The 25,300-nt window shown below is 74.9% G+C and carries 22 protein-coding genes; 9 read left to right on the forward strand and 13 right to left on the reverse strand.

Features of this window, described 5'->3' with window-relative positions; genetic code table 11:
- Positions 1–138: 138 nt before the first annotated feature.
- Positions 139–1,416: an NAD(P)/FAD-dependent oxidoreductase gene (locus tag GQS52_RS20460; RefSeq protein ID WP_259370880.1), complete on the reverse strand. Its 1,278-nt coding sequence runs from the start codon at positions 1,414–1,416 to the stop codon at positions 139–141.
- Between the two features lie 265 nt (positions 1,417–1,681).
- Complete coding sequence (locus tag GQS52_RS20465; protein ID WP_182314807.1) at positions 1,682–2,569, reverse strand: TIGR01777 family oxidoreductase; 888 nt, start codon at positions 2,567–2,569, stop codon at positions 1,682–1,684.
- A gap of 96 nt (positions 2,570–2,665) precedes the next feature.
- Here GQS52_RS20465 and GQS52_RS20470 point away from each other — a divergent pair, with 96 nt between their 5' ends.
- Positions 2,666–3,166, forward strand: coding sequence for a GNAT family N-acetyltransferase (locus tag GQS52_RS20470; RefSeq protein WP_182314808.1), 501 nt, complete (start codon positions 2,666–2,668; stop codon positions 3,164–3,166).
- A gap of 76 nt (positions 3,167–3,242) precedes the next feature.
- On the opposite strand, the gene GQS52_RS20475 is transcribed toward GQS52_RS20470, so the two are convergent.
- Positions 3,243–3,758, reverse strand: a complete 516-nt coding sequence (locus tag GQS52_RS20475; protein WP_182314809.1) for a DUF4240 domain-containing protein — start codon at positions 3,756–3,758, stop codon at positions 3,243–3,245.
- A 142-nt stretch (positions 3,759–3,900) separates the two neighbouring features.
- Here GQS52_RS20475 and GQS52_RS20480 point away from each other — a divergent pair, with 142 nt between their 5' ends.
- Complete coding sequence (locus GQS52_RS20480; protein WP_182314810.1) at positions 3,901–4,827, forward strand: SDR family oxidoreductase; 927 nt, start codon at positions 3,901–3,903, stop codon at positions 4,825–4,827.
- A 90-nt stretch (positions 4,828–4,917) separates the two neighbouring features.
- On the opposite strand, the gene GQS52_RS20485 is transcribed toward GQS52_RS20480, so the two are convergent.
- The 3 genes from GQS52_RS20485 to lpdA form a co-directional block, all read right to left on the reverse strand.
- Positions 4,918–5,883, reverse strand: a complete 966-nt coding sequence (locus GQS52_RS20485; protein ID WP_182314811.1) for a YafY family protein — start codon at positions 5,881–5,883, stop codon at positions 4,918–4,920.
- Between the two features lie 105 nt (positions 5,884–5,988).
- A complete protein-coding gene (gene sucB, locus GQS52_RS20490; protein WP_182314812.1) occupies positions 5,989–7,812 on the reverse strand; it encodes a 2-oxoglutarate dehydrogenase, E2 component, dihydrolipoamide succinyltransferase in 1,824 nt (607 codons plus the stop codon).
- A 53-nt stretch (positions 7,813–7,865) separates the two neighbouring features.
- Positions 7,866–9,254, reverse strand: coding sequence for a dihydrolipoyl dehydrogenase (lpdA, locus tag GQS52_RS20495; RefSeq protein WP_182314813.1), 1,389 nt, complete (start codon positions 9,252–9,254; stop codon positions 7,866–7,868).
- Positions 9,255–9,546: 292 nt separating this feature from the next.
- Here lpdA and GQS52_RS20500 point away from each other — a divergent pair, with 292 nt between their 5' ends.
- The gene (locus GQS52_RS20500) at positions 9,547–9,888 is read left to right on the forward strand and encodes an oxidoreductase (RefSeq protein ID WP_182314814.1); all 342 of its coding nucleotides are present in this window, start codon (positions 9,547–9,549) and stop codon (positions 9,886–9,888) included.
- A 97-nt stretch (positions 9,889–9,985) separates the two neighbouring features.
- On the opposite strand, the gene GQS52_RS20505 is transcribed toward GQS52_RS20500, so the two are convergent.
- From GQS52_RS20505 to GQS52_RS20520, 4 genes are all read right to left on the reverse strand, one after another.
- A complete protein-coding gene (locus GQS52_RS20505) occupies positions 9,986–11,536 on the reverse strand; it encodes a leucyl aminopeptidase (RefSeq protein ID WP_182314815.1) in 1,551 nt (516 codons plus the stop codon).
- A 315-nt stretch (positions 11,537–11,851) separates the two neighbouring features.
- The gene (locus GQS52_RS20510; protein WP_182314816.1) at positions 11,852–12,739 is read right to left on the reverse strand and encodes an adenosylcobinamide-GDP ribazoletransferase; all 888 of its coding nucleotides are present in this window, start codon (positions 12,737–12,739) and stop codon (positions 11,852–11,854) included.
- Positions 12,740–12,916: 177 nt separating this feature from the next.
- On the reverse strand, positions 12,917–14,068 hold the full coding sequence (gene cobT / locus GQS52_RS20515; protein WP_182314817.1) for a nicotinate-nucleotide--dimethylbenzimidazole phosphoribosyltransferase: 1,152 nt from the start codon (positions 14,066–14,068) through the stop codon (positions 12,917–12,919).
- Positions 14,069–14,155: 87 nt separating this feature from the next.
- A complete protein-coding gene (locus GQS52_RS20520; protein WP_182314818.1) occupies positions 14,156–15,355 on the reverse strand; it encodes a bifunctional adenosylcobinamide kinase/adenosylcobinamide-phosphate guanylyltransferase in 1,200 nt (399 codons plus the stop codon).
- 96 nt (positions 15,356–15,451) lie between these two features.
- Between GQS52_RS20520 and GQS52_RS20525 the strand changes: the two genes are divergently transcribed.
- A complete protein-coding gene (locus tag GQS52_RS20525) occupies positions 15,452–15,658 on the forward strand; it encodes a hypothetical protein (protein ID WP_182314819.1) in 207 nt (68 codons plus the stop codon).
- Positions 15,659–15,773: 115 nt separating this feature from the next.
- Here GQS52_RS20525 and GQS52_RS20530 read toward each other — a convergent pair whose 3' ends face one another.
- The 3 genes from GQS52_RS20530 to GQS52_RS20540 all read right to left on the reverse strand — a co-directional run bounded on the left by GQS52_RS20530 (position 15,774) and on the right by GQS52_RS20540 (position 18,396).
- Positions 15,774–16,778: an aldo/keto reductase family protein gene (locus tag GQS52_RS20530; protein WP_182314820.1), complete on the reverse strand. Its 1,005-nt coding sequence runs from the start codon at positions 16,776–16,778 to the stop codon at positions 15,774–15,776.
- A 161-nt stretch (positions 16,779–16,939) separates the two neighbouring features.
- Entirely contained in the window at positions 16,940–17,797 is an 858-nt protein-coding gene (locus GQS52_RS20535) for a methyltransferase domain-containing protein (RefSeq protein WP_346268255.1), read from the reverse strand.
- A 2-nt stretch (positions 17,798–17,799) separates the two neighbouring features.
- Positions 17,800–18,396 carry a DUF3043 domain-containing protein gene (locus tag GQS52_RS20540; RefSeq protein ID WP_182314821.1) on the reverse strand — a complete coding sequence of 199 codons (597 nt, stop codon included), beginning with the start codon at positions 18,394–18,396 and terminating at the stop codon, positions 17,800–17,802.
- Between the two features lie 230 nt (positions 18,397–18,626).
- Between GQS52_RS20540 and GQS52_RS20545 the strand changes: the two genes are divergently transcribed.
- The 5 genes from GQS52_RS20545 (at position 18,627) to GQS52_RS20565 (ending at position 25,286) form a co-directional block, all read left to right on the forward strand.
- Positions 18,627–19,427 carry a PspA/IM30 family protein gene (locus tag GQS52_RS20545; RefSeq protein WP_182314822.1) on the forward strand — a complete coding sequence of 267 codons (801 nt, stop codon included), beginning with the start codon at positions 18,627–18,629 and terminating at the stop codon, positions 19,425–19,427.
- 61 nt (positions 19,428–19,488) lie between these two features.
- The gene (locus GQS52_RS20550; RefSeq protein WP_182314823.1) at positions 19,489–19,767 is read left to right on the forward strand and encodes a hypothetical protein; all 279 of its coding nucleotides are present in this window, start codon (positions 19,489–19,491) and stop codon (positions 19,765–19,767) included.
- Positions 19,768–19,888: 121 nt separating this feature from the next.
- On the forward strand, positions 19,889–21,163 hold the full coding sequence (locus GQS52_RS20555) for a histidine kinase (protein WP_182314824.1): 1,275 nt from the start codon (positions 19,889–19,891) through the stop codon (positions 21,161–21,163).
- Positions 21,160–21,834, forward strand: a complete 675-nt coding sequence (locus tag GQS52_RS20560; protein ID WP_182314825.1) for a response regulator transcription factor — start codon at positions 21,160–21,162, stop codon at positions 21,832–21,834. Before GQS52_RS20555 ends, GQS52_RS20560 begins: the two co-directional genes overlap by 4 nt.
- A 272-nt stretch (positions 21,835–22,106) precedes the next feature.
- Positions 22,107–25,286, forward strand: coding sequence for an efflux RND transporter permease subunit (locus GQS52_RS20565; RefSeq protein WP_182314826.1), 3,180 nt, complete (start codon positions 22,107–22,109; stop codon positions 25,284–25,286).
- The last annotated feature ends 14 nt before the right edge of the window (positions 25,287–25,300 follow it).

Consider the following 25,300-nt stretch of genomic DNA (forward strand, 5'->3'; position numbering starts at 1 on the left):
TGTCCGCGGCGATTCGGGGGCGGACCTGAGGGTGGGGCACGAGAGGCCGGGCGCTCGCCCGGACGCCCCGGCGGCCGGTGGTGAACCGGCCGCCGGGGCGCCGTGCGTCCGACGTGCGCCGGGCCGTGCCGGGCGGGGTCAGGCCGCGGTGGGGACGGGGCGGGGGAGGGCCGGGAGGGGCGGGGTGACGCCCAGGTCGCGCAGGACCTGTTCGGCCGCGCGCCGGCCGGAGTCCAGCGCGCCCTGCGCGCTGCTGGTGTCGCGGTGGTCGCCGCACACGTACAGGCCGGCCAGCAGCCGCACCGGGCGGTGCATGTCGTGCGGTGCGCTCATCGACGGGAGTGCGAACGGGTCGTGACGCACCGACAGCAGCTGCCAGTCCCGGGTGGAGACGCCGTACAGGGCGGCGAGCCGGTCGCGCACCGTCCGGTCGAGCTCGGCGTCGCCGGTGTCGCCGCGGGGGCCGAGGAGGGTGGTGGTGACCAGGGTGCCGCCGCCGGGCGGCACCCTGGACGGATCGACCTCGCCGGCCGCCAGGGTGCGGCCGACCGGCCCCCGGCGGGCGGCCTCCAGGACCAGCGCGGGACCGTACGGCGGCGGGGAGCCGGCGGCGTGGTGCACCACGGTGACCGGGAGGAACTCCGGCACCCGCAGTCCCGGCAGCAGCCGTGCCGCCGCCCGTGCGTCGGTGGCGACGACCACCGCGCGGCAGGAGATGCGCCCGTGCTCCGCGGTGGTCACCGAGTCGGTGGCGACGGCCGTGGCGCACACCCCGAGCCGAATCGTTCCTGCGGGCAGCCCGGACGCCAGGAGCTCGGGCACCGTCGCGGCGCCCCCGGAGGGCATGCACAGGCGGCCGCGCGCGTAGCGGCGCAGGGCCAGGTCCGCGCAGCGGCTCGAGGTGGTCAGGTCGGGGTCGTGCAGCAGGGCGGTCAGCAACGGACGCAGGTAGCCGTCGGCCGTCCGGGGCGAGAGGCCGCGGGCCAGCGGGACCCGGGCGGCGGTCGTCTCCGGGCGGGCCAGCAGCCGGTGCTCGGGGACGGCGGTGATCCGCCCGAGCACGGCGTTCAGCCGCGCCCGGTCGATGGCGTCGCCGATGCGCCGGCCCGCCCTCCCCCCGCCGTCCCCCGCGCTGTCGCTGCTGCGGACGACCGGCCCGGCGGCCAGTGGCAGCAGCCGCAGCTTCTCCAGTCCCGACGGCTGTTCCGCCCCGGCGAAGGAGGCGTCGAGCAACTGGCCGCCCCGGTCCAGGCGGTAGCCGTCGACGGTGTCCGTGGCCATCCGGCCGCCCACCTCCTGCGAGGCCTCCACGACGATGACCGAGACACCGGCGGCCACGAGATGGTGGGCCGTGCGGAGGCCGGCGAGACCTGCGCCCACGACGACGACGTCCGTGTGCCGTGCAGATAAGAGCACGTTTCTCCTCCGAGGTCTGCTCCGTCCCCGCTGGGGAATTGCATTCCCCCCGCGGAAGGCGCCGATGCCTCGGGCCGAAGCCTTGACCCTGGCACGGGACGGGGGCATCGGGGCGCGGACGGCCGGGCCCGCCCCCGGGCCGGGCACGGGGAGAACGGGGACGGGCGCCGGACAGGGCGGAAGGAGCCGGGGCAGGCCAGGATTGGGGGCCTGGGCGGGGGAGTCGGAGCGGGGGAGGGAGTCGGAGGGGCGTGCCGGCCGGGCGTCAGAGGGCGGCGCGGATCGCCTCGTCGATCGCGGGGTGGGCGAAGGCGAAGCCGGAGTCCAGCAGCCGGCGCGGCAGCACCCGCTGACTGCCCAGCACGTCGGAGGAGAAGTCGCCGAGCGCCGCCCGCAGCACCGGCGCGGGCACGTGCAGCAGCGTCGGCCGCTTCAGCACGCGGCCCATGGCGGCGGTCACCTCGGCGTTCGTCACCGGCTCGGGGGCGGTCAGGTTCACCGGGCCGGACAGGTCGGAGCGTTCCAGGAGGTGTCTCAGGGCCGCGATCTCGTCGTGCATGGAGATGAAGCTCCAGTACTGGCGGCCGTCGCCGAGCCGGCCGCCCAGCCCCATGGAGAACAGCGGGAACAGCCGGCCCCACGCCCCGCCCTTCCTGGACACCACCAGTCCGGTGCGGGCGTGCACCACGCGGATCCCGGCCTCCTCCGCGGGGGCGGTGGCGCCCTCCCACTCCCGGCAGACGTCGGCGAGGAAGCCCTCGCCGGGCGGGGTGCCCTCGTCCACCGGCCGGCTCCCGGTGTCGCCGTAGATGCCGATGGCCGAACCGGAGACGAGGACCCGCGGCGGGGCGTCCATGCCGGCGAGGGCCTTCGCCACGGCACCGGTGCCGAGCACCCGGCTGTCCCGGATCTCCTTCTTGTACGCGGCGGTCCACCGGTGGTCGCCGACCCCGGCGCCGGCCAGGTGCACGACGGCCTCCGTGCCGGCCAGCCGTCCGGTGTCCACCTCCTGCCGGGCCGGGTCCCACCGCACCTCGTCCTCGCCGCGCGGCGGCCGGCGCACCAGCCGCAGCACGGTGTGCCCGTCGGAGAGCAGGGAGCGGACCAGGGCCGAACCGATCAGACCGGACGCGCCGGTGACAGCGATGCGCATGCGGCCATCCTGCCCCGTACCGGCGGGTCCGCACCCACCGGCCCGCCGTGCGCGATCGGATACCGGCGGAGGAACGGGCCGTGGCAGGGTGGGCGTATGAACGACGAGGTGATCATCCGGCCTGCGCGGGCCGAGGACGACCGGGAACTGGCCGAACTGGACCGCCGCTGCTGGTCCTGGCTGCACGCGGTGCTGCCCCCGTCCCCCGAGGGCAGCCCCTTCTTCCGCAACCCCGGGGACCACGAGGACTTCCTGGTGGCCGAGGCGGACGGCAGGCCGGCGGGCTACCTCAAACTGGTGCCGCCCACCCCGCTGGAGTGCAACCGGCACGTCCTGCAGATCCAGGGACTGGCAGTCGACACCGCCGTGCGCGGACGGGGCGTCGGACGCGCCCTGCTGGACGCGGCCGCCCGGCGGGCCCGCGAGCGCGGGGCGGTGCGCCTGACCCTGCGCGTGCTGGGGCACAACGCGCCCGCGCGGCGGCTGTACGAGGCCGCCGGCCTCGTAGTGGAGGGCGTGCTCCCGGGGGAGTTCCTCCTGGACGGGAAGTACGTGGACGACGTGCTCATGGGGCGGCGGCTGGACGGGGACGGCTGACGCAGCGGGCGGAACGGCAGGCCGCAGGCCGCCGGGGGCCGGGGCCGGGGTCGGGGGCCGGGGGAGCGGGCGGCGGTCAGCCGCTGAACCGCTCCCACAGGCGGGGGAAGCGGTCGGCCAGGGCGATCTCGTCCTCGAAGTCCACGACCTCGCCCTCGGGTTCCTCGGGCTCCCGGTCGCCGGTGTCGGGCAGCGGCTCGCCGGTCAGCTGCTCGTACGCCTCGTCGGCGGCGTAGCCGAACTCCTCGGCCTCGCCGTCGGTCTCGGGGTCGAAGTCCGGCACCAGCTCGGCCAGCCGGTCCGGCTCGTGCACGGCGCCCTCGTAGACGCGGCGCCCGCGCGAGACGAGCCAGCTGCGGAAGGAGTCGAAGGCGTCGTCGCTGGCCCCGTCGAGCATCACCGCCGCCGCCCCCCACAGGTCCCAGGTGTACGCCCGGCGGTAGCGGACGGCGAACTGCCGGGCGAAGTCGAGGACGGACTCCGGGTCCAGCTTCAGCAGGCGCCCGACCAGCAGGTCCGTCTGCTCCTCGGGGTCGCCGCCCGCGGCCTCCCGGGTGCTGTCGACGATCTCCCAGAACTCCGTCTCGTCCATCACCGCTCCAGCATCGGCCCTGGGACGGGTCGCCGCACGTCGTCCGCGCCGCACGGGGCCCTCCGGCGCCCCTTCCGCCGCCGCCCGGAATCCTTCGGGAAACCCGACAGAAGATGTCGGGTTTCCCGGGGATCCTCGTCCCATGAACACCAGCGACACCACCAGTACGCCGCGCGTCGCCCTGGTCGCCGGAGCGACCCGCGGCGGCGGCCGGGCCATCGCCGTGGAGCTCGGCGCCCTCGGCTCGGTCGTCTACGTCACCGGACGCACCACCGCCGCACGCCGCTCGGAGATGAACCGCCCCGAGACCGTCGAGGAGACCGCCGACCTGGTCACCGCCGCCGGCGGGCAGGGCATCGCCGTGCCCACCGACCACCTCGACCCCGCGCAGGTGCGCGCCCTCGTCGAACGGATCGACCGCGACCACGGACGCCTGGACGTCCTGGTCAACGACATCTGGGGCGGGGACCCGCTCACCGAGTGGGACAAGCCCCTGTGGGAGCACGACCTCGCCAAGGGCCTGCGCTCCCTGCGCCTGGGCGTCGAGACCCACCTCGTCACCAGCCACGCGGCCCTGCCGCTGCTGATCCGCCGCCCCGGCGGCCTGGTCGTGGAGATGACCGACGGCACCGCGGAGTACAACGGCACCCGCTACCGCAAGCCCTTCTTCTACGACCTGGCCAAGAACGCGCCGATCCGCATGGCCTTCGGCCTGGCCGAGGAACTCAAGGAGTACGGCTGCACCGCCGTCGCCCTCACCCCCGGCTGGATGCGCTCGGAAGCCATGCTGGAGGAGGCGTTCCACGTCACCGAGGAGAACTGGCGCGAGGCCACGAAGCAGGAACCGCACTTCTGCAGCTCCGAGTCCCCGGCCTACGTCGGACGCGCCGTCGCGGCCCTGGCCGCCGACCCCGACCGCGCCCGCTGGAACGGGCAGTCCCTGTCCAGCGGCGGACTGGCGCAGGTCTACGGTTTCACCGACACCGACGGCACCCGCCCCGACGCCTGGCGCTACATGGTCGAGGTCACCGAGGCGGGCAAGCCCGCGGACGACACCGGCTACCGGTAGACCCCGCGCCGGGCCCCGGCCCGGTTCCCCGCCCGGGCTGCGGCGGCGCGCCGCGCAGTGCGCATCGCGCACCGCCGCGGCCCGGGCCGCTCAGCGGTAGTTCTCCCGCATGCGGTCGGCCGCCCGGGCGAACCGCTCGCGCAGCCCGGCCGGCTCCAGAACCTCTGCCTCCGGGCCCAGCCCCAGCAGCTGGGAGAACGCCACCTCCTCGCTCTCGACGGGCAGGTCCACGGTCACCCGGCCCCGCCCGTCCGGGTCGCCCGCCTCCGCCAGCGCCTCGTGTGCCGCCGCCCGGTCGGTGACGTACGGCAGCAGGCGGGCCCCCTCGGCGGTCAGCCGCACCACCACCCGCTCCCTCAGCAGCGACCGGTTGAACTCCTCCGCCCGCTGCGCCCAGAACTCCGGCAGGTCGAAGTCCGGGTCCCTCACGAACGGCTCCCCGTACGCCGTCACGGCGGTGAACCGGTCCACCCGGTACACCCGCCACTGCACCGCGCGGCGCGCCACCAGGTACCACACCCCGGCCTTGAGGACGAGCCCGTACGGCTCCAGGTCCCGCACCACCTCGCGCCCGCCGCTCCGGTAGGAGGCCGACACGCACCGGTCGTCCCACACGGCCCGCGCCAGCGCCGGCAGCAGCTCGGGCGTGCGGGGCTCGTTGAACCAGCCGGGGGCGTCCAGGTGGAACCGCCGGGCCGCGCTCGACGGGGCGTCGCGCAGGTCCGGCAGCAGCGCGGCCGTCACCTTCAGCCGGGCCGCCGAGGCGACGTCGGCCAGGCCCATCTCCCGCAGCGCCTGCGGCACCCCGGACAGGAACAGCGCCTCCGCCTCGGTCCTGCCCAGCCCGGTCAGCCGGGTGCGGTAGCCGTCCACGAGCCGGTAGCCGCCGGCGCGGCCCCGCTCCGCGTACACCGGCACCCCGGCCTCGGACAGGGCCGCCGCGTCCCGGGCGACGGTGCGCTCGGACACCTCCAGCTCCCTGGCCAGCTCGGTGCCCGTCATGGAGCCCCGTGCCTGGAGCAGCAGGACGAGGTGGATCAGCCGCGCAGCGCGCATACGGGGCCTCCTGCGGTGGATACGGCAGCGCCCCCGGCCGCCGGCTCAGGAAGCCGGAACCGGGGGCGCTGTGCTGTGCCCTTGGGTGTGCGTACCCTACAGGCCCTACAGGCCGAGGTCGCCCTCGAAGGCGCCCTCCTCCAGGCGGGCCTTGACGGTGCCCAGGAAGCGGGCCGCGTCGGCGCCGTCCACGATGCGGTGGTCGTAGGTCAGGGCCAGGTAGACCATGTCGCGGATCGCGATGGTCTCGCCCAGCTCCGGGTGGGTGACCACGACCGGACGCTTGACCGTCGCCCCGATGCCCAGCATGCCGACCTGCGGCTGGTTGAGGATCGGGGTGTCGAACAGCGCGCCGCGCGAACCGGTGTTGGTCACCGTGAAGGTGCCGCCCGCCAGCTCGTCCGGCTTGAGGCCGCCGTCGCGGGTGCGGGCCGCCAGGTCCGCGGTCTTCTTGGCGATGCCGGCGAGGTTGAGGTCGCCCGCGCCGTGGATGACCGGGACGAACAGGCCCTTGTCCGTGTCCACCGCGATGCCGATGTTCTCGACGTCGTGGTAGGTGATCGTGTCGTCGTCGTTGACCTTGGCGTTGACGATCGGGTGGACCTTCAGCGCCTCGGCCGCGGCCTTGACGAAGAACGGCATCGGGGAGAGCTTGACGCCCTCGCGCGCCAGGAAGCCGGCCTTGGCCTGCTCCCGCAGCCGCATGACGCGGGTGACGTCCACCTCGATCACGGTGGTCAGCTGCGCCGACACCTTCAGCGACTCGACCATGTGCTTGGCGATGGCCTTGCGCACACGGGTCATCTTCACCGTCTGGCCGCGCAGCGGCGACGGGGTGACCGGCGCCGGCTGCTTGGCCGCGGGGGCGGCGGCCGGGGCCTGGGCCGCGGCCCTGGCGGCCTCGGCGGCGGCGAGCACGTCCTGCTTGCGGATCCGGCCGCCGACGCCCGAGCCCTTGACCGTGGACAGGTCCACGTTGTTCTCGGCGGCGAGCTTGCGCACCAGCGGGGTCACGTACGCGCCCTCGCCCGCACCGGCGGCGGGGGCCGCCGGGGCCTGCGCGGGAGCGGCCGGGGCCGGCACCGGCTCGGAGGGGACCGGGTACGAGGCGGGCGCGGACTCCTGCTGCGGAGCCGGGACGGTCGGCGCCTGCGGGGCCGGGGTGGTGGCCGGAGCGGGGGCGGGAGCCTCCTGCTTCGGCGCCTCCTTCGGTGCCTCCGGGGCCGGGGCCGGGGCCGGGGCCGGGGCCGGGGCCGGGGCCGCAGCCGGAGCCGGGGCGGCGGGCGCCTCGGCCGCGGCCGGCGCGGCACCGGCGGCACCGATGACGGCGAGCCTGGCGCCGACCTCGGCCGTCTCGTCCTCGTTGACCAGGATCTCCAGCAGGGTGCCGGAGGCCGGGGCCGGGATCTCGGTGTCGACCTTGTCGGTGGAGACCTCGAGCAGCGGCTCGTCGGCCGACACCTCCTCGCCGACCTGCTTCAGCCAGCGGGTGACAGTGCCCTCGGTGACCGACTCGCCCAGAGCCGGGAGGAGGACGTCGGTGCCCTCGGCGGAACCGCCGGAGGCATCCGGGGCCGGGGCCTCGGCCCGGGCGGCCGGCGCCTCGGCGGGGGCCGCCTCGGCCTGCGCGGGCTCGGGCTCGGCGGCGGCCGGGGCCGCCTCCTGGGCCGGGGCCTCGGCGGGGGCGCCGGAGCCGTCGTCGATGACGGCCAGCTCTGCGCCGACCTCCACCGTCTCGTCCTCGGCGACCTTGATCGAGGCCAGCACGCCGGAGGCGGGGGCCGGGATCTCGGTGTCGACCTTGTCGGTCGACACCTCGAGCAGCGGCTCGTCGGCCTCGACGCGCTCGCCCTCGGCCTTCAGCCAGCGGGTGACAGTGCCCTCGGACACGCTCTCGCCGAGCGCCGGCAGGGTTACGGAAACCGCCATTGCTTCAGTTGCTCCTCTGGTTGCTCATCTTCGATGCGTCTGCGTGTCGTCGGTCAGTCGTGGGCGTGCAGCGGCTTGCCCGCGAGCGCCAGGTGCGCCTCGCCCATCGCCTCGTTCTGGGTCGGGTGGGCGTGGATGAGCTGCGCGACCTCGGCGGGCAGCGCCTCCCAGTTGTAGATCAGCTGGGCCTCGCCCACCTGCTCGCCCATCCGGTCGCCGACCATGTGGACGCCGACCACGGCGCCGTCCTTGACCTGGACCAGCTTGATCTCGCCCGCGGTCTTGAGGATCTGGCTCTTGCCGTTGCCGCCGAGGTTGTACTTGTAGGTGACGACCTTGTCCGCGCCGTACACCTCCTTGGCCTTGGCCTCGGTGATGCCGACGGAGGCGACCTCGGGGTTGCAGTAGGTCACGCGCGGCACGCCGTCGTAGTCGATCGGCACCGGCTTGAGGCCGGCCAGCCGCTCGGCGACCAGGATGCCCTCGCCGAAGCCGACGTGGGCCAGCTGGAGGGTCGGGACGAGGTCGCCGACGGCGGAGATCGTCGGCACGTTGGTCTGCATGTACTCGTCGACCAGGACGTAGCCGCGGTCCATGGCGACCCCGGCCTCCTCGTAGCCCAGGCCCTGGGAGACCGGGCCGCGGCCGACGGCCACGAGCAGCAGTTCGGCCTCGAAGGTCTTGCCGTTCTCCAGGGAGACCTTCACGCCGGAGTCGGTGTACTCGACGCCGGAGAAGCGGGAGCCCAGGGAGAAGTTGATGCCGCGCTTGCGGAAGGCGCGCTCGAGGAGCTTGGAGCTGTTCTCGTCCTCGACCGGGACCAGGTGCGGCAGCGCCTCGACGATGGTCACGTCCACGCCGAAGGACTTCCAGGCGGAGGCGAACTCCACGCCGATCACGCCGCCGCCGAGCACCACGGCCGACTTCGGCACGCGGTCCATGACCAGGGCGTGGTCGGAGGAGATGACGCGGTCGCCGTCGATGGCCAGGCCCGGCAGGGACTTGGGCACCGAGCCGGTCGCCAGCAGGACGTGGCGGCCGGTGTAGCGCTGGCCGTTGACGTCCACCGACGTCGGGGAGGACAGGCGGCCCTCGCCGGTCACGTAGGTGATCTTGCGGCTGGAGACCAGGCCCTGGAGGCCCTTGTACAGGCGGGAGACGACCCCGTCCTTGTACTTGTTGACCCCGGCCATGTCGATGCCCTGCAGCGAGGTCATCACGCCGAACTCGGAGCCCTCGCGGGCGGTGTCGGCGACCTCGCCCGCGTGCAGCAGGGCCTTGGTGGGGATGCAGCCGCGGTGCAGGCAGGTGCCGCCGAGCTTGTCCTTCTCGATCAGGGCGACGTCCAGGCCGAGCTGAGCGGCACGCAGGGCAGCGGCATAGCCGCCGCTACCGCCTCCGAGGATCACTAGGTCGAAAACGGTGTTGGCGTCGTTCGCCACGTCACGTCCTCCATGCATGGGTACGCCGGAGCCGGTCTTGCGTTGACCGGGCGGCGGCTTCGATTCGGCCGCTTGTGCTTGCGCTTTTGTAAAGGTGGCCCTGTCGTGCCGAGACAACATCTTCGCACTTGTCGGAGGCGGACGGGACGCCGGGCCGGTCCGCGGCGAATCCGTTCTACGCCCCCGGAGGGTTACGCGCGAGTAGGAAATCGGGGCCCTCCGGCGGCGACCCCGGAGTGTCCGCAGGTCCTCGTAGAGTGGCGCGGTCACGGATGACCAGGGGGAGGGACCAATGGGACTGTTCCGGCGGATCAGGGGAGGCGGGGGTTCGCGGCCGGGCCGCGCCGGGCGCGGGGATCTCGCTGAGGGCGAACGCCACCTCACCGACTTCGCCCGCTCGCGGCGGGGAGTGGAGGCCTACGTCGAACCGCAGACCACTGTGACAGCGGTCACAGTTCTGCTGGTCGCGGGGGACGGGGAGTGGACCAGGCGCCGGGTCCCCGGCGTGCGGGCCGCCCACACCCTGGCCGGGAAGCTCGGCATACCCGCCTACGACGCGGCCGTCGTCGGCTACCCGCAGCGGATGCGGGACTACAACCGGCGGCAGAAGGAGCAGGGGGAGCAGAAGGGCTGACCGGCCGGCGCGGCGCGCGGCCCGGGAGCCGGGACCGCGCCGCGCCGGGCAGTGCGGCGGCCGGACGGTGTGCCCCGCCGGCCGCCGCGACCGGGGGTCAGACCAGCTCGCCGCCCGCGGCCTGCTCGGCCAGCGCCACCAGGGTGCGCACCGCGGATCCGGTGCCGCCCTTGGGGGTGTAGCCGAACGGCGCCGACTCGTTGAACGCCGGGCCCGCGATGTCCAGGTGGGCCCAGGTGATGCCCTCGCCGACGAACTCCTTCAGGAACAGGCCGGCGACCAGGCCGCCGCCCATCCGCTCGCCCATGTTGGCGATGTCGGCCACCTCGGAGTCCATGCCCTTGCGCAGGTCGGCCGGCAGCGGCATCGGCCACGCCTGCTCGCCGACGCTGCCCGCGATCTCGTGGACCGCGGCGCGGAAGTCGTCGTCGTTGGCCATGATGCCGAAGGTGCGGTGGCCCAGCGCCAGCACCATCGCGCCGGTCAGCGTCGCCACGTCGACGATCGCGTCCGGCTTCTCCTCGCTCGCCCGGGTCAGCGCGTCCGCCAGCACCAGTCGGCCCTCGGCGTCGGTGTTGAGCACCTCCACCGTCTTGCCGCTGTACATGCGCAGCACGTCACCGGGGCGGGTCGCCGAGCCGGAGGGCATGTTCTCGGCCAGCGCCAGCCAGCCGGTGACGTTGACCGGAAGGCCCAGGCGGGCGGCGGCCACGACCGCGGAGAAGACCGCCGCGGCACCGCTCATGTCGCACTTCATGGTCTCGTTGTGACCGGCCGGCTTGAGCGAGATGCCGCCCGAGTCGTAGGTGATGCCCTTGCCGACGTAGGCCAGCGACGGCTTGTTCTTCCCCGCCGTGTAGGAGACCCGCACCAGCCGCGGCTGCCTGGCCGACCCGCCGCCGACGCCCATGAGGCCGCCGTAGCCGCCCTTGACCAGTGCCTTCTCGTCCAGCACCTCGACCTTCAGGCCGTACTCCTTGCCCGCCGCCTGCACCTTCTCGGCGAAGGTGGCCGGGTACAGGTCGTTGGGCGGGGTGTTGATCAGGTCGCGGGCGCGGTTGACCTCCTCGCCCAGGACCGTGGCGCGCTCGACGGCTGCCTTGCAGGCGGCGTCGCGCGACTTGCCGCCCAGTACGACGGCCTCGGCCAGGGGGGCCTTGACAAAGTCCCCGGCGGCCTTGTCCTTCTTCTTCCCGTTCCCGCCGTTGCCCGCGGTGCGGTACTCGGTGAAGACGTACGAGCCCAGCAGCACGCCCGTGCCGACGGCCTCGACCGCGGCGGCGTCGGCGACGGGGAGGGCGAACGCGGCCTTCTTGGTGCCGCGGAGAGAGCGGGCCGCGACACCGGCGGCACGGCGCAGCGCCTCGGCCTCGTAGGCCTCGCCGTCGGCCGGGACGGGGCCGAGACCGACCGCGAGCACCACCGGGGCCTTGACGCCCGCCGGTGCGGGCAGCTTGGTGACCTCGCCCTCACCGCCGCCCGCCCCCAGGGTCTCCAGGACGGCGGCCAGCCCCCCGTCGACGGCCTGGTCCACGCTCTCGGCGCCGGGAGCCACGACCGGGCCCTTGTCGCCCTTGGCCACGCCCACGACGACGATGTCCGCGCGCAGCGTCGCGGCGGAGGAGGTGCTGAGTGTCAGTGCTGTCACGTTTATTGGTCCTGTTCCGTTGCGGTTCTCGACCGCGGGGCGAAGCCCGCGGCCGCCGGTGGCAGCGCTGCCTCCGGACGCGGGGCGGCTTCGGGCGCGCCCCGTGCATGGTATTCCGCCCCCGCAGGCAGGGCGGCGGCCCCTGTCGGAGGCAGCGGCCGTGCCGCCATTGTCCTGCGGGAGCGCGGACGACGCCCCTTCGGTGACCCCCCGACGCTCCGCCGGACCGGTCTTTTTCCGACGAAGCGTCAGAAGCTTTGTGAATCAACGCAGTTGGAGGAGGAGCGGTGGCGGGGCGGTCGCGGCGGGGCGCCGTCAGCCCAGGGCGGAGACGACCAGGGCGGCGGTGGCGGCCGTCTCGCACACCGCCCCGAAAACGTCACCGGTGACCCCGCCCAGCCGTGCGCGGCAGCGCCGCAGCAGCAGTTCACCGGCGGCCAGGGCCGCCGCCACCGCCAGCACCCCCCGCACCGCACCTGTCAGTGCACCCGGCAGCACACCCGGCAGCACACCCGGCAGTGCGCCCACGGCGCCCACGGCGTCCGCGGCGCCCGCCGCACCCGCCGCGGCGGCGAGGACGGCCACGGCCGCGGCGACGGCCGCCGCGGCCCCGGCCGGGACACCGCCGGCCACCACCGCGCCCAGCCCGTCCCGGCGGGCGGGCGGCACGCCGGTACGGCAGGCCAGCGTCATGGCCAGCCGCGAGGCCGCCCCCGCGACCACGGCGGCCGACGCCCCGGCGAGCAGCCCCCGGCCGTACAGCCCGGCCAGCGCGGCGACCTGGGCGAGGAGGACGAGGACGACGGTCAGCACGCCGAACGGGCCGATGTCGGACGCCTTCATGATCCGCAGCGCCTCGTCCGCGGGCTTGTTGCTCCCCAGGCCGTCGGCCGTGTCGGCCAGCCCGTCCAGGTGCAGTCCCCGGGTGAGCGCCGCGGGCACGGCCGTGCTCGCCACGGCGGCCAGCAGCGGACCCGACCCCAGGAGCAGCAGGGCCGAGCCGAGGGCGGCGGACGCGGCACCCACGGCGACCCCCACGGCCGGTGCGCACAGCATCCCGGCCCGCCCGGCCGCCCGGTCCCAGCGGGTGAGCCGCACCCGGAGCACCGTCAGCGTCCCGAAGGCGAACCGCATCCCCTCACCCGCCGAGGCCCTTCCCGCACCCTCGCCGGCCGAGGCCCGCGCCGTACCCTCACTGTCCATCCGCGCAGGCTACCGGCCCCGTCGCAGGGGCCGTCCGGGGGCTGTCGCGGGGGCCGGAGCGATGCCCTCCGGTGCCGTGGCACCGTGGCCCGCGGGAGCGCAGGAGGGGCGGCCGGAGCGGGTGGGGCGGCCGTGGCGGGTGGTGGCGCGATGGTCGGGCGGTGGCCAGACGGTGGGTCAGTGCGGCGACGCCTCCGCGGGACCGGCGTCCTCCGCCGGCTCCCCCGGGGCTTCCGGCGTCCCGGGAGATTCCGGTCCCTCCGGCGTTTCCGGCGTCTCCGGTTCCTCCGGGCGCTCGGGCAGTTCCGCGGCCAGGGCCGCGGCGGCCCTGAGCATCGGCAGTGCCAGCAGTGCGCCGGTGGCCTCGCCCAGCCGCACGCCGTGGTCCAGCAGCGGGTCCAGTGCCAGCCGGTCCAGCGCCTTGGCCTGCGCCGGTTCGCCCGTGGACTGGCCGGCCAGCCACCAGTCGGGCGCGCGGAACGCCACCCGCTGGGCGACCAGCGCGCAGGCGGACGAGACCACTCCGTCCAGCACCACGGGCAGTCTGCGCACCGCGGCCTGCAGCAGGAAGCCGGTCGTCGCCGCGAAGTCCGCACCGCCGACGGCCGCCAGCAGCTGCAACTGGTCGCCGAGGACCGGACGGGCCCGGCGCAGCGCGTCGCGGATCGCCGCGCACTTGCGCATCCAGGCCAGGTCGTCGATGCCGGAGCCGCGTCCGGTGACCACCGAGGCGTCGGTCCCGCACAGCGCGGCGGTCAGCACGCCGGCCACGGTGGTGCCGCCCACGCTGAGGTCCCCCAGCAGGACCAGGTCGGTGCCCGAGTCCGCCTCCTCGTCGGCGACCGCCATGCCGGCGCGGAACGCCTGCTCGGCCTCCCGGGGCGTGAGGGCGTCCTCGACGTCGATGCGGCCGGAACCGCGCCGCACGTGGTGGCGGGTGACGGCCGGGGGGAAGGCGCCCTCGTCGGCGTCCACCGACAGGTCCAGCACCCTGACGCGGGCACCGAACTGGCGGGCCATCACGTTCACCGCGGCCGAACCGTCCAGGACCGCGCGCACCATGGCGGCGGTGGACCCGGCCGGGCGTGCGGAGACACCCAGCCGCGCCACCCCGTGGTCCCCGGCGACGAGCAGGACCTTCACCCGCTCCAACGGCCTTGCCGGGCAGCGCCCCTGGGCGGCGGCGAGCCAGTCGCCCAGCTCCTCCAGCCTGCCGAGCGACCCGGCGGGCGGTACCAGGCGCTGCCGGCGCTCCTCGGAGTCGCGCTGGACACCCGCGTCGGGGCGTTCGACCAGGGAGGCGAAGTCGTCGAGATTCAGGTCGCTCATCGGCGGAAGGCTACCGCGTCACCGCCGCCCGGCAGCGTCCGCCACCGCACTCGGCCGACCGCGCTCCGCCGGCGGCGGCCGGTCGGCTCAACGCAGCGTCAGCACCTGGCCCGCCACCACCAGCAGCACCCGCTCCGACTCGGCGGCGACGGCCGCGTTGAGCCGGCCCAGCTCGTCGCGGAACCGGCGGCCGGACGAGGTCGCCGGGACGACCCCGCCGCCCACCTCGTTGCTCACGGCCACCACCGTCCGGCGGGTGCCGCGCCAGGCCGAGACCAGCGAATCGGTCCGGGAGCGCAGTTCGCGCTCCCCGCCGGAGAACCACACCTCGTCGTCCCACGCCCCGCACTCGTCCATGGCGCGGGTCAGCCACAGCGCCAGGCAGTCGACGAGCAGCGGCGGGCCGTCCCCCTCGGCGAGCAGCGGCAGCAGGTCGCAGGTCTCCACGGTCCGCCAGGACGCCGGGCGGCGCTCGCGGTGCACCACGACCCGCCGGTCCCACTCCGAGTCGCCGTCGCGCCGCCCGGCCGTGGCGACGTAGACCACGGAGGGGAAGGCGGACAGCCGGCGCTCGGCCTCCACCGACTTGCCCGAGCGGGCCCCGCCCAGCACCAGGGTGCGGCGCGGCAGGTCGGGCACGGCGTGGTACTCGCCGACCCGCAGCGTGGCGCCGTCCGCGACGGCGCGCGCCCCCAGGGCGGCCAGGCGCCGGTGCAGCTCCGCGCCGGGCTGCACGTCGTGGTCGATGTGCACGGCCACCACGTCGGTGGTCGCGGTGACCGCCCCGGCCCCGCGCAGCCGGGCCAACGCGTCGGGACGCCCTGGGACGTCGAGCAGCACCAGGTCGTACGGGTCCCCGCCGGCCGCGTCCCCGGCGGGCCCCGCGCCCGGAGGCAGGTACAGCAGGGTGTGCCCGTCCGGCCCGGTCACCCGGTAGCCGGTGCCCGGGGCGTCGACGGCCACCGCGCGCACCCGGTGCCCGCTGACCAGCACCAGCGACTCGCCGTCCGGGGTTCGGCCGGGCGCGGGCAGCCCCGGGGGCAGGTCGACCGGAGGCCCGGACTGCGGGTGGGACAGCAGGACGTGCCGCACGCCGCCGAGCGAGCGGCCCGCCCGTGCCGCGGCGAACGCCGGCCCCGGCGTCAGGTCCAGCAGCAGGGCGTCGTCCACCAGCAGGGACGCGGGGGCGCGCACGCCCTCCGAGGCGGCGGACGCGCACGCGGCGCAGGGGCAGCCGTGGCGGGGCAGCCCCTCGGGGCCTCCGGTGCCGAGCAGAGTCAGTTCCACACGTCAGATCGTCTCGCGTCCCGGCGCCCGGGTCTCGCCGGGGCCCACTACGCTGCGGACGTCAGGCAGACCAACGGGTGCTCGAGGGAGACGGACATGGCGTGGACGTGGCGGTTCGAGAAGGCCGACGGCACGGAGGTGGCCCCGGCGGTGCGGCCGGAGGAGTTCACCACGCAGGGTGACGCGGAGTCCTGGATCGGGGAGGTCTGGAAGGAGCTGCTCGAGGGCGGCGTCGACCAGGTGCACCTCTACGACGGCGACACGAAGGTGTACGGCCCGATGAGCATGCACGCCGAGCAGTAGCGGCCCGCCGCACGGGCGGGGGCGGGCGGCGTGCGGCCCCTGGCCGCCGCCCCGCGCCCGCGCCCGGGGCGGGGCGGCGGCCAGGTCCTGCTCCTGGTCCGGGGCCGAGTCCGGGTCAGGGACGCTGCTTCGGCGTCTGCGCCCGGGTCTTGGCCGGGTCGGTGACGGCGACCGGCTCCAGGATCTCGTCCGCCTTCGCCACCAGGGCGGGGTCCAGCCGCACGCCCGCGGCCTTGGCGTTCTCCGCCACCTGCTCGGGCCGGGAGGCGCCGACGATCGCCGCGGAGACGTTGCTGTTGTTCAGCACCCACGCCACGGCGAACTGGGCCATGGTCAGCCCGGCCTCGTCGGCCAGCGGCTTCAGCAGCTGGACGCGCTCGAGGACCTCGTCGCGCAGGAAACCGCCGATCATCCCGGCGCCGCCCTTGTCGTCGGTGGCCCGGGACCCGGCCGGCAGCTGCCCGCCGGGCAGGTACTTGCCGCTCAGCACGCCCTGCGCGATCGGCGACCACACGATCTGCCCGATGCCCAGCTCCTCGCAGGTCGGCACGACCTCGCCCTCGATGACCCGCCACAGCATCGAGTACTGCGGCTGGCTGGACACCAGCGGGATCCGCAGCTCGCGGGCGAGCCGGTGCGCGGCCCGGATCTGGTCGGCGCTCCACTCCGAGACGCCGATGTAGTGGGCCTTGCCCGAGTGCACCACGTCGGCGAACGCCTCCATGGTCTCCTCCAGCGGAGTGAAGGAGTCGAACCGGTGGGCCTGGTAGAGGTCGACGTAGTCGGTCTGCAGGCGGCGCAGGGAGTTGTCGATCGACTCCATGATGTGCTTGCGGGACAGGCCGCGGTCGTTCTTCCCCGGGCCGGTCGGCCAGTAGACCTTGGTGAAGATCTCCAGGCCCTCCCGCCGCTCGCCCTTGAGGGCGCGGCCGAGCACGGACTCGGCGCGGGTCTTGGCGTAGACGTCCGCCGTGTCGAAGCTGGTGATCCCGGCGTCCAGGGCGGCGCGCACGCACTCCAGCGCGGCGTCCTCCTCCACCTGGGAGCCGTGGGTGAGCCAGTTGCCGTAGGCGATTTCACTGATGACGAGGCCGCTGCGGCCGAGGTGTCGGTACTCCATGATCCCGAGGGTAGGGCGCGCCGCGCCCCGCACTCGAAGTCCCGCCGGGAGCGGGGCGGCAAAACGCAGAGAACCTGTCCGTTTCACCCTTTTGTTTCTACGGTTTGCCGCCACTGACCGCCACTGACCGCCACGGGCCGCCTGCCGCGGTGGCCCGGACGTCAGTCGCGGACGCCGAACAGGTGCAGCAGGCCGGCCACCTGCCGGTAGGGGTCCCGCCGTCCGGCCTCCTCCTCGGCCGTCAGCATCCGCTCCCGGACGGCCTCCGGGGCCGGCCCGGCGTCGCAGTCGGGGAGGCGGTCGGTGAAGACCTGCACGCCGTACCACTCGTGGAGCGGCACGCCGATGCCGCGCAGCGTCCCGGCCAGCGCCTCGCGGCGCGGGGCGGCGTGTTCCGTGCCGCCCGGCGGTCCGTACCGCTCGGGGTCGAGCGCGGCCAGCGCGCCGTCCCAGTCCCCGCACAGGCCCGCCCGCATCGCGGGCGCGTCCGCGTTGGGCACCAGCAGCGACAGCAGTCCGCCCGGGGCGAGCACCCGGGCCAGCGACGCCAGCAGCGCCTCGGTCCCGGTCGGCTCCGCCTCCGGGCCCGTCAGGGCGCCGTGGCACAGCACCACGTCGAAACTGCCCGCGCCGAAGCGCCGCCCGGCCTCCCCGGGGGCGGCGTCGAGGAACCGGACCCGCTCGCGGATGCCCTCCGGCTCCGCCGACAGGGCCGCGCACGCGGCCTCGAGCGCGTCGCCGCGGGACTCGGTGCCGGTCACCTCGTGGCCGGCGCGGGCCAGCCGCAGGGCGAGCCCGCCCCGCCCGCACCCGGCGTCCAGGACCTTCAGCCGCCGTCCGACCGGGAAACGCGCGTGGATCTGCTCGTCGAGCCTGCGGGCCAGCAGTTCCTCGCGCACGCCCCCGTTCGGCGCCTCCCCCGCCGGGGCGGGCGGCACCGGTGCCGCGGGCGCGGCGGTCCCCCCGTCGGCGTCCGGCTCCTGCGGCCCCTCGGCCGCGACCTCCCCCAAAGCCGCCACGGTCAGATCTTCGCCCCGCGCTCGACCTGCGGCTTGGGCAGGCGCAGGCGGCGCATCTGGAGCGTGCGCATCAGGGCGTAGGGCACCGCGCCGCGCAGGTTCTCGTTCGGGAAACGGGTCCGCAGCAGCTTCTTGAGGCGGAAACCGGAGACGATCGAGTCCAGCACGATCAGCACGATCACCACCATCCACAGCAGCAGCGAGACGTTCTTGACCGCGAGGCTGGGGAACAGGCTCAGGACCAGGATGACCACGGCCATCGGCAGGAAGAACTCCGCGACCGACCACTTGGCGTCGACGAAGTCCCGGGCGAACCTGCGCACCGGGCCCTTGTCGCGCACCGGCAGGTAGCGCTCGTCGCCGCTGGCCAGCGCCTCGCGCTGCCTGGTCAGCTCGGCCCGGCGGCGCTCACGCGCCTGCTTGGCGGCCTCCTTGCGGTTGGCCGGAGTCACCGCACGGGCCCGGCGCAGCGACTCTGCCTCGCTGCGCTTGGGGGTCGGGCGGCCCTTGGGGGCCTGGGGGTCACGGGTCTGCTGGAGCTGCTCGGCTACCACCGTGGTGGTTGCGGCCTGCTCGTCCTTGGAACGACGTCGGAACACACAGCAAAGATTACGTCGTGCGCGGGCATGGCCCCCAGTCCGGCAGGGAACGATCCCGCATCGGAGCCGGTCCGCCCTCATCCCTGGGCCGGATGCGGGGCCGCACCGGTCGTCCCGGAGGAGGAGGGCGTCGGCACCCGATCGGTGGGGTAATGGAACCGGGGCCCGTACTGTGGGGTCTGTAAGGGTGCTGGAGCAGGAAACCCGGACGAAGGGGGCGCGCGAGGCCCATGAGCGGTGTCATGAAGCGTATGGGGATGATCTTCCGCGCGAAGGCCAACAAGGCCCTGGACCGGGCCGAGGACCCGCGTGAAACCCTCGACTACTCGTACCAGAAGCAGCTGGAGCTGCTGCAGAAGGTGCGCCGCGGGGTGGCGGACGTCGCCACCTCCCGCAAGCGGCTCGAACTGCAGCTGCAGCAGCTGCAGAAGGAGGCCGACAAGCGCGAGGACCAGGGCCGCAAGGCGCTGGCGCTCGGTCGCGAGGACCTGGCCCGCGAGGCCCTGCAGCGCAGGGCCAACCTGCAGCAGCAGGTGGCGGACCTGGAGACCCAGCACCGGACGCTGCAGGCCGAGGAGGAGAAGCTCACCCTCGCCTCGCAGCGCCTGCAGGCCAAGGTGGACGCCTTCCGCACCAGGAAGGAGACCATCAAGGCCACCTACACCGCGGCCCAGGCGCAGACCCGCATCGCGGAGTCCTTCACCGGCATCTCCGAGGAGATGAGCGACGTGGGCCTGGCGATCCAGCGGGCCGAGGACAGGACCGCGCAGCTCCAGGCCCGCGCCGGTGCGATCGACGAACTGCTGGCCTCCGGAGCGCTGGAGGACCCCACTGGCACCCACAAGGACGACATCACCGCCGAGCTGGACCGCCTCTCCGGCGGCACGGACGTGGAGCTGGAACTGCAGCGGATGAAGGCCGAGCTGTCCGGCGGCACCCCCCAGCAGGCCATCGAGGGCGGAGAGCAGGGCGGGGCCCAGCAGTCCAGGGGCACCACCGCCGGGCAGGACGCCCCGCGGTTCGAGAAGTAGCGGCCCGTCACCCGGGGGACGGCCGTTCCCCGGGCCCGCGGACAGCGAGAGGAAGGCCCCGATGATCGTCCGGATCATGGAAGAGGGACAGCGCAGGATCGCAGACAGCGCCTTCCCGCGGCTCGAGGAGCTCGACGAGGCACTGCTCGCAGCCGTGGAGAAGGGCGACGAGCAGGCCTTCCGCACCACCTTCGGCGCCCTGCTGGCCGCGATCCGCGAGCTGGGCGAGCCCCTGCCGGACGACTCCCTGGAGCCGTCCGACCTGATCCTCCCCGAGGAGGGGGCCTCCCTGGAGGAGGTCCGGGGGCTGCTCACCGAGAACGGCCTCCTGCCCAACTGAGCCGCGGCGGCCGCCTGCCCGCCCGGCCCCCTCGGCCCGGTCCCGGGCCGGCCCCGCCCCGTCCCCGGGCGTCACCCCCGCGCTCCGGGGCCCGCCCGCGCCCGCTGTACGGTTTCGTGCCGTGGACCGCCTGCACTCCTGGCGCCGCCGAGCGCGGTCGCACCCCCACCTGCTGGACGGCGCCCTGGCGGCGGCGTTCCTGGCGCTCGTGCTGGTGACGGCCACGATCAGGCCGCACCGCCCGCCGCCCGTGCCGGTGTCCGTCGGCGCCTCCGGGCTGCACGCGTCCACCGTCGTCCTGGCCCTGGTGGCCTGCGCGGCGCTGGCGCTGCGCCGCCGACGGCCCCGCGCGGTGCTCGCCGTCACCGCGGCGGCCGGGGTCGCCGACCTGGCGCTGGCCCCCGACACCGCGCGCGCCCCGGTGATGATGACGGCGGTGGTGGCGCTGTACACGGTCGCCTCCCGCACCGACCGGCCCACCGCCCGGCGCATCACCGCGCTCACCGCCGGGGTCACGGCCGCCGCCGCCATGCTGCTGGGGCCCGGCCCGTGGATGTCCGCGGAGAACCTCGGCCTGCTCGCCTGGACGGGGCTGGCCGCCGCCGCGGGCGACGCGGTGCGCAGCCGCCGCGCGTACGTCGCCGCGGTCGAGGAGCGGGCCGAGAGGGCCGAGCGCACCCGCGAGGAGGAGGCCCGCAGACGGGTCACCGAGGAGCGGATGCGGATCGCCCGCGAGCTGCACGACGTGGTGGCGCACCACATCGCGCTGGTCAACGTGCAGGCCGGGGTGGCGGCCCACCTGATGGACTCGCGCCCCGACCAGGCCCGGCAGGCCCTGGCGCACGTGCGGGAGGGGGGCCGCTCGGCGCTGGAGGAGCTGCGGGCCACCGTGGGGCTGCTGCGCCAGAGCGGGGACGACGAGGCGCCCACGGAACCGGTCCCCGGCCTGTCCGACCTGGACCGGCTGGTGGAGTCCTTCGCCCGGGCCGGACTGCCGGTGTCGGTCACCCTCACCGGCGCCGCGCCCGCCGGTGCCGCGCCCGTCGGCAGCGCCGTCCCCGCCGGGCCGGCTGCTCCCGCCGCGCGGCCGGCGCCCCTGCCCGCCGCGGTCGGCCTGGCCGCCTACCGCGTGGTGCAGGAGTCGCTGACGAACGTGCACAAGCACGCCGGACCGCACGCCTCGGCGCAGGTGTCCGTGCGGCGCGGCCCCGAGGAACTGGAGATCACCGTGCTCGACGACGGGGTCGCGTCCGCACCGCACAAAGGGGCCGGGGGCCACGGGCTGGTGGGCATGCGCGAGCGGGCCGCCGCCCTGGGCGGCTCCTGCGAGGCGGGCCCGCGCCCGGGCGGCGGCTACCGCGTGCGGGTCGTCCTGCCGCTGGAGGAGGGGCGGTGACGATCAGGGTCCTGCTCGCCGACGACCAGGCGCTGCTGCGCGGCGCGTTCCGGATGCTGGTGGAGTCCGAACCGGACATGGAGGTCGTGGGCGAGGCGTGCGACGGCGCGCAGGCCGTCGAACTGGCCCGCCGGGAGCGCGCCGACGTGGTCCTGATGGACATCCGCATGCCGGGCACCGACGGGCTGGCGGCCACCCGTGCGATCTGCGCCGACGAGGAGCTGGCGGGCGTGCGGGTGCTGATCCTGACCACCTTCGAGGTGGACGAGTACGTGGTGGAGGCCCTGCGGGCGGGGGCGAGCGGCTTCCTCGGCAAGGGCGTCGAGCCCGGGGACCTGCTGACGGCGGTCCGCACCGTCGCCGCGGGCGACGCCCTGCTGTCCCCGGCGGCGACCAAGGGGCTGATCGCCCACGTCGTCGGCCGGCGGGCCGCGTCCGCCACCGGGTTCCGGCCGCCGTCGCTGGAGGCACTGACCGCCCGTGAGCGCGAGGTGCTCACCGTGGTGGCGGCCGGGCTGTCCAACGACGAGATCGCCGCACGGCTGGAGGTCAGCCCGCTGACGGTGAAGACGCACGTGAACCGGGCGATGGCCAAGCTCGGCGCGCGGGACCGGGCCCAGCTGGTCGTCATCGCCTACGAGTCGGGCCTGGTGCGGCCGCAGGGACTGTGAGCCGGCGGCGTACTGCGTTCGCTGTACGCCGCGGGGGCAAGGGCATGCCTGGGGTGGACGAGAGCGGTCCGGCCGCCGGGAGACACTGGACCGGCACACCGGCACACCGGCACACCGGCCTGCCGGGGCGGAGCCCCGTGCTCCCTTCCGCACGGCCCGGCGGACCGCCCGGTCCCGGTGGACCGTGCGGCCCGGGCAGCACGCACGGCCGCCCCGCGGCCGGCCCCGGCACCACGCACCCACCCGCAGACAAGAGAAGAGACCTCACCACGATGTCCTGGCTGTCCCGAATCAGCCTCGTACAGCGGGGCCTGATCGCGTTGATGGCGATCGTCGCCGTCGTCTTCGGCACGATCGCGATACCCCAGCTGAAGCAGCAGCTGCTGCCGTCCATCGACCTGCCCATGGTCTCCGTGGTCGCCCCCTACCCGGGCGCGGCGCCGGACGTGGTGGAGAAGCAGGTCGTCGAGCCGCTGGAGAACGCCGTCAAGGCCGTCGACGGCATCACCGGCGTGACCTCCACCGCGAGCGAGGGCTCCGCGGCCGTCGTGGCGCAGTTCGAGTACGGCAACGGCGGGGACCGGCTGATCACGGACGTCCAGCAGGCCGTCAACCGGGTGCGGGCCACGCTGCCCGACGGCGTCGACCCCCAGGTGCTCTCCGGCGGCACCGACGACCTGCCCACGGTCGTGCTCGCCGCGACCTCGCCGCGGGACCAGCAGGCGCTCGCGGACGCCGTCGACCGCACGGTGGTCCCGGTGCTCGACGACATCGACGGAGTGGGCCGGGTCACGGTCACCGGCGTGCGGGAGCGGGTCGTCACCGTCACCCCGGACGCGAAGAAGCTGGCGAGGGCGGGCCTGTCGTCCGCCTCCGTCGTCCAGGCGCTGTCCGCGGGCGGCAAGCAGGTGCCGGCGGGCTCCTTCTCCGAGGACGGCCGCAGCCTGACCGTCCAGACCGGGAGCGAGTACGGCTCGCTGGAGCAGATCGAGGACCTGCGGCTGGCTCCGGCCCCCGCACCCGCCTCCGCGGGTGCGGGTGCGCGCGCCGGCGCCCCCGCCGCGAAGCCGGTACGCCTCGGCGACGTCGCCGAGGTGAAGGAGTCGGACGCCAAGGCGGCCTCGCTGACCCGCACCAACGGCGAGCCGAGCCTGGGCATCAGCCTGACCCTGGACCGCGACGGCAGCGCCGTCACGGTCTCGGAGGAGGTCGCGGCGCAGCTGGCCGACCTGGAGCGCTCCCTGGGCGCCGGTGCCGAGCTGACCGTGGTCAGTGACCAGGGCCCGGCGGTGTCGAAGGCCGTCGAGGGACTGACCACCGAGGGCATGCTCGGCCTGGTGATGGCCGTCGTGGTGATCCTGGTCTTCCTCGCCTCGCTGCGCTCCACCGTGGTCACCGCGGTGTCCATCCCGCTGTCGGTGCTGCTGACGCTGATCGTGCTGTGGACCCGTGACCTGTCGCTCAACATGCTCACCCTGGGCGCGCTGACCATCGCCGTCGGCCGGGTCGTGGACGACTCGATCGTGGTCCTGGAGAACATCAAGCGCCACCTCGGCTACGGCGAGGAGCGCACGGCGGCGATCCTGACCGCGGTGCGCGAGGTCGCCGGTGCGGTGACCTCCTCGACGCTGACCACCGTCGCCGTCTTCCTGCCGATCGGGCTGGTCGGCGGCATGGTCGGCGAGCTGTTCGGCTCGTTCTCGATCACCGTCACCGTCGCGCTGCTGGCCTCGCTGCTGGTGTCGCTGACCATCGTGCCGGTGCTGTCGTACTGGTTCCTCAAGGCGCCGCGGCCGGCGGACACCGCCGAGGCCGAGGCGCTTCGCCGCGAGGCGGAGGAGAAGGAGGCCCGCAGCCTGCTCCAGCGCGCCTACCTGCCGGTGCTGGAGTTCGCCACCCGCCGGCGGGTCGTCAGCCTGCTGCTCGCGGCCGCGGTCTTCGCCGGCACGATCGCCCTGGTGCCCCTGCTGAAGACCAACTTCTTCGCCAACGGCGACCAGGACGCCGTCTCGATCCGGCAGGAGCTGGAGCCGGGCACCTCCCTGGAGACGACCGACGCGGCCGCGAAGAAGGTCGAGGCGATGCTCGAGGACCTCGACGGGGTGGCCGCCTACCAGGCCAACGTCGGGTCGGCCGGCATGATGGCCGCCTTCGGCGGCGGCAGCGGCACCAACCAGGTCAGCTACTCGGTGCGCCTGGAGGACTCCTCGCGCAGCCAGGAGATGGTGGAGGACCTGCGCGAGGGCCTGGAGGCCCTGGAGGGCACCGGCACCACCACGGTCTCCGCCGACGGCGGCTTCGGCGGCCAGGACCTGTCGGTCGTGGTCAAGGCCCCGGACGCGAAGACCCTGCGCACCGCGTCGGAGGCCGTGCGCGAGGCGGTCGCAGGGATGGACGACGTCACCGACGTCACCAGCGACCTCTCGCAGAGCGTGCCGCGCGTGAAGGTGAGCGCGAAGCCGGCCGAGGCCGCCCGCCTCGGGCTGACCGAGACCGCGATCGGGCAGGCTGTCGCCCAGGCGGTCGACGGCACCCGGGCCGCCACCGCGGTGCTCGACGACACCCAGCGCGACGTCCTGGTGCGCACCCAGGACGCCCCGCGGACGGTGGAGGAGCTGAAGGACCTGAAGCTGGCCACCGCGGCGGGCGAGGTCCGGCTGGAGAAGGTCGCGAAGGTCGCCGAGGTCCCCGGGCCGGTGCAGCTGACCCGGATCGACGGGGCCCGCAGTGCGACCGTCACCGCCACCCCGACCGGTGAGAACGTCGGCGCGGCCAGTACCGAGCTGCAGTCGGTGATCGCCGGCCTGGACCTGCCCGAGGGCGCCACCGCCGAGATCGGCGGTGTCTCCTCCGACCAGGACGAGGCGTTCACCAACCTCTTCCTGGCCATGCTGGCCGCGGTCGCGATCGTCTTCCTGCTGCTGGTGGGGACCTTCCGCAGCCTGGTGCAGCCGCTGATCCTGCTGGTCTCGATCCCGTTCGCGGCCACCGGCGCGATCGGCCTGCTGCTGGTCACCGGCATCCCGCTGGGCGTGCCGTCGCTGATCGGCATGCTGATGCTCATCGGCATCGTGGTCACCAACGCGATCGTGCTGATCGACCTGATCAACCAGTACCGGGACCAGGGCCTGGGCATCCACGAGGCGGTGGTCGAGGGCGGACGGCACCGTCTGCGGCCGATCCTGATGACCGCCCTGGCGACGATCTTCGCGCTGGTCCCCATGGCGATGGGCGTCACCGGCGGCGGGGGCTTCATCGCGCAGCCGCTGGCCGTGGTGGTCATCGGCGGCCTGGTCAGCTCCACGGTGCTCACCCTGGTGCTGGTCCCGACCCTCTACACGATGGTCGAGACCCGCAGGGAGAAGCGGCACGCGAAGAAGGAGGCCGCGCGGGCGAAGGCCGGCGCGGGAGCCGGCGAGCGCGAGCGCGACCCGGAGCCCGCCGGGGTGTGACCCGGTAGGCGCCG

It is taken from the genome of Streptomyces sp. SCUT-3 (assembly GCF_014083985.1).
Lineage (GTDB): Bacteria > Actinomycetota > Actinomycetes > Streptomycetales > Streptomycetaceae > Streptomyces_H > Streptomyces_H thermolineatus.

What these genes read in the sequence shown, in the direction of transcription:
- GQS52_RS20465 (WP_182314807.1), bottom strand. Translation starts at nt 2,569, where the DNA reads ATGCGCATCGCTGTCACCGGCGCGTCCGGTCTGATCGGTTCGGCCCTG.
- GQS52_RS20470 (WP_182314808.1), top strand. Translation starts at nt 2,666, where the DNA reads ATGAACGACGAGGTGATCATCCGGCCTGCGCGGGCCGAGGACGACCGG.
- GQS52_RS20475 (WP_182314809.1), bottom strand. Translation starts at nt 3,758, where the DNA reads ATGGACGAGACGGAGTTCTGGGAGATCGTCGACAGCACCCGGGAGGCC.
- GQS52_RS20480 (WP_182314810.1), top strand. Translation starts at nt 3,901, where the DNA reads ATGAACACCAGCGACACCACCAGTACGCCGCGCGTCGCCCTGGTCGCC.
- GQS52_RS20485 (WP_182314811.1), bottom strand. Translation starts at nt 5,883, where the DNA reads ATGCGCGCTGCGCGGCTGATCCACCTCGTCCTGCTGCTCCAGGCACGG.
- sucB (WP_182314812.1), bottom strand. Translation starts at nt 7,812, where the DNA reads ATGGCGGTTTCCGTAACCCTGCCGGCGCTCGGCGAGAGCGTGTCCGAG.
- GQS52_RS20500 (WP_182314814.1), top strand. Translation starts at nt 9,547, where the DNA reads ATGGGACTGTTCCGGCGGATCAGGGGAGGCGGGGGTTCGCGGCCGGGC.
- GQS52_RS20510 (WP_182314816.1), bottom strand. Translation starts at nt 12,739, where the DNA reads ATGGACAGTGAGGGTACGGCGCGGGCCTCGGCCGGCGAGGGTGCGGGA.
- cobT (WP_182314817.1), bottom strand. Translation starts at nt 14,068, where the DNA reads ATGAGCGACCTGAATCTCGACGACTTCGCCTCCCTGGTCGAACGCCCC.
- GQS52_RS20525 (WP_182314819.1), top strand. Translation starts at nt 15,452, where the DNA reads ATGGCGTGGACGTGGCGGTTCGAGAAGGCCGACGGCACGGAGGTGGCC.
- GQS52_RS20530 (WP_182314820.1), bottom strand. Translation starts at nt 16,778, where the DNA reads ATGGAGTACCGACACCTCGGCCGCAGCGGCCTCGTCATCAGTGAAATC.
- GQS52_RS20545 (WP_182314822.1), top strand. Translation starts at nt 18,627, where the DNA reads ATGAGCGGTGTCATGAAGCGTATGGGGATGATCTTCCGCGCGAAGGCC.
- GQS52_RS20550 (WP_182314823.1), top strand. Translation starts at nt 19,489, where the DNA reads ATGATCGTCCGGATCATGGAAGAGGGACAGCGCAGGATCGCAGACAGC.
- GQS52_RS20565 (WP_182314826.1), top strand. Translation starts at nt 22,107, where the DNA reads ATGTCCTGGCTGTCCCGAATCAGCCTCGTACAGCGGGGCCTGATCGCG.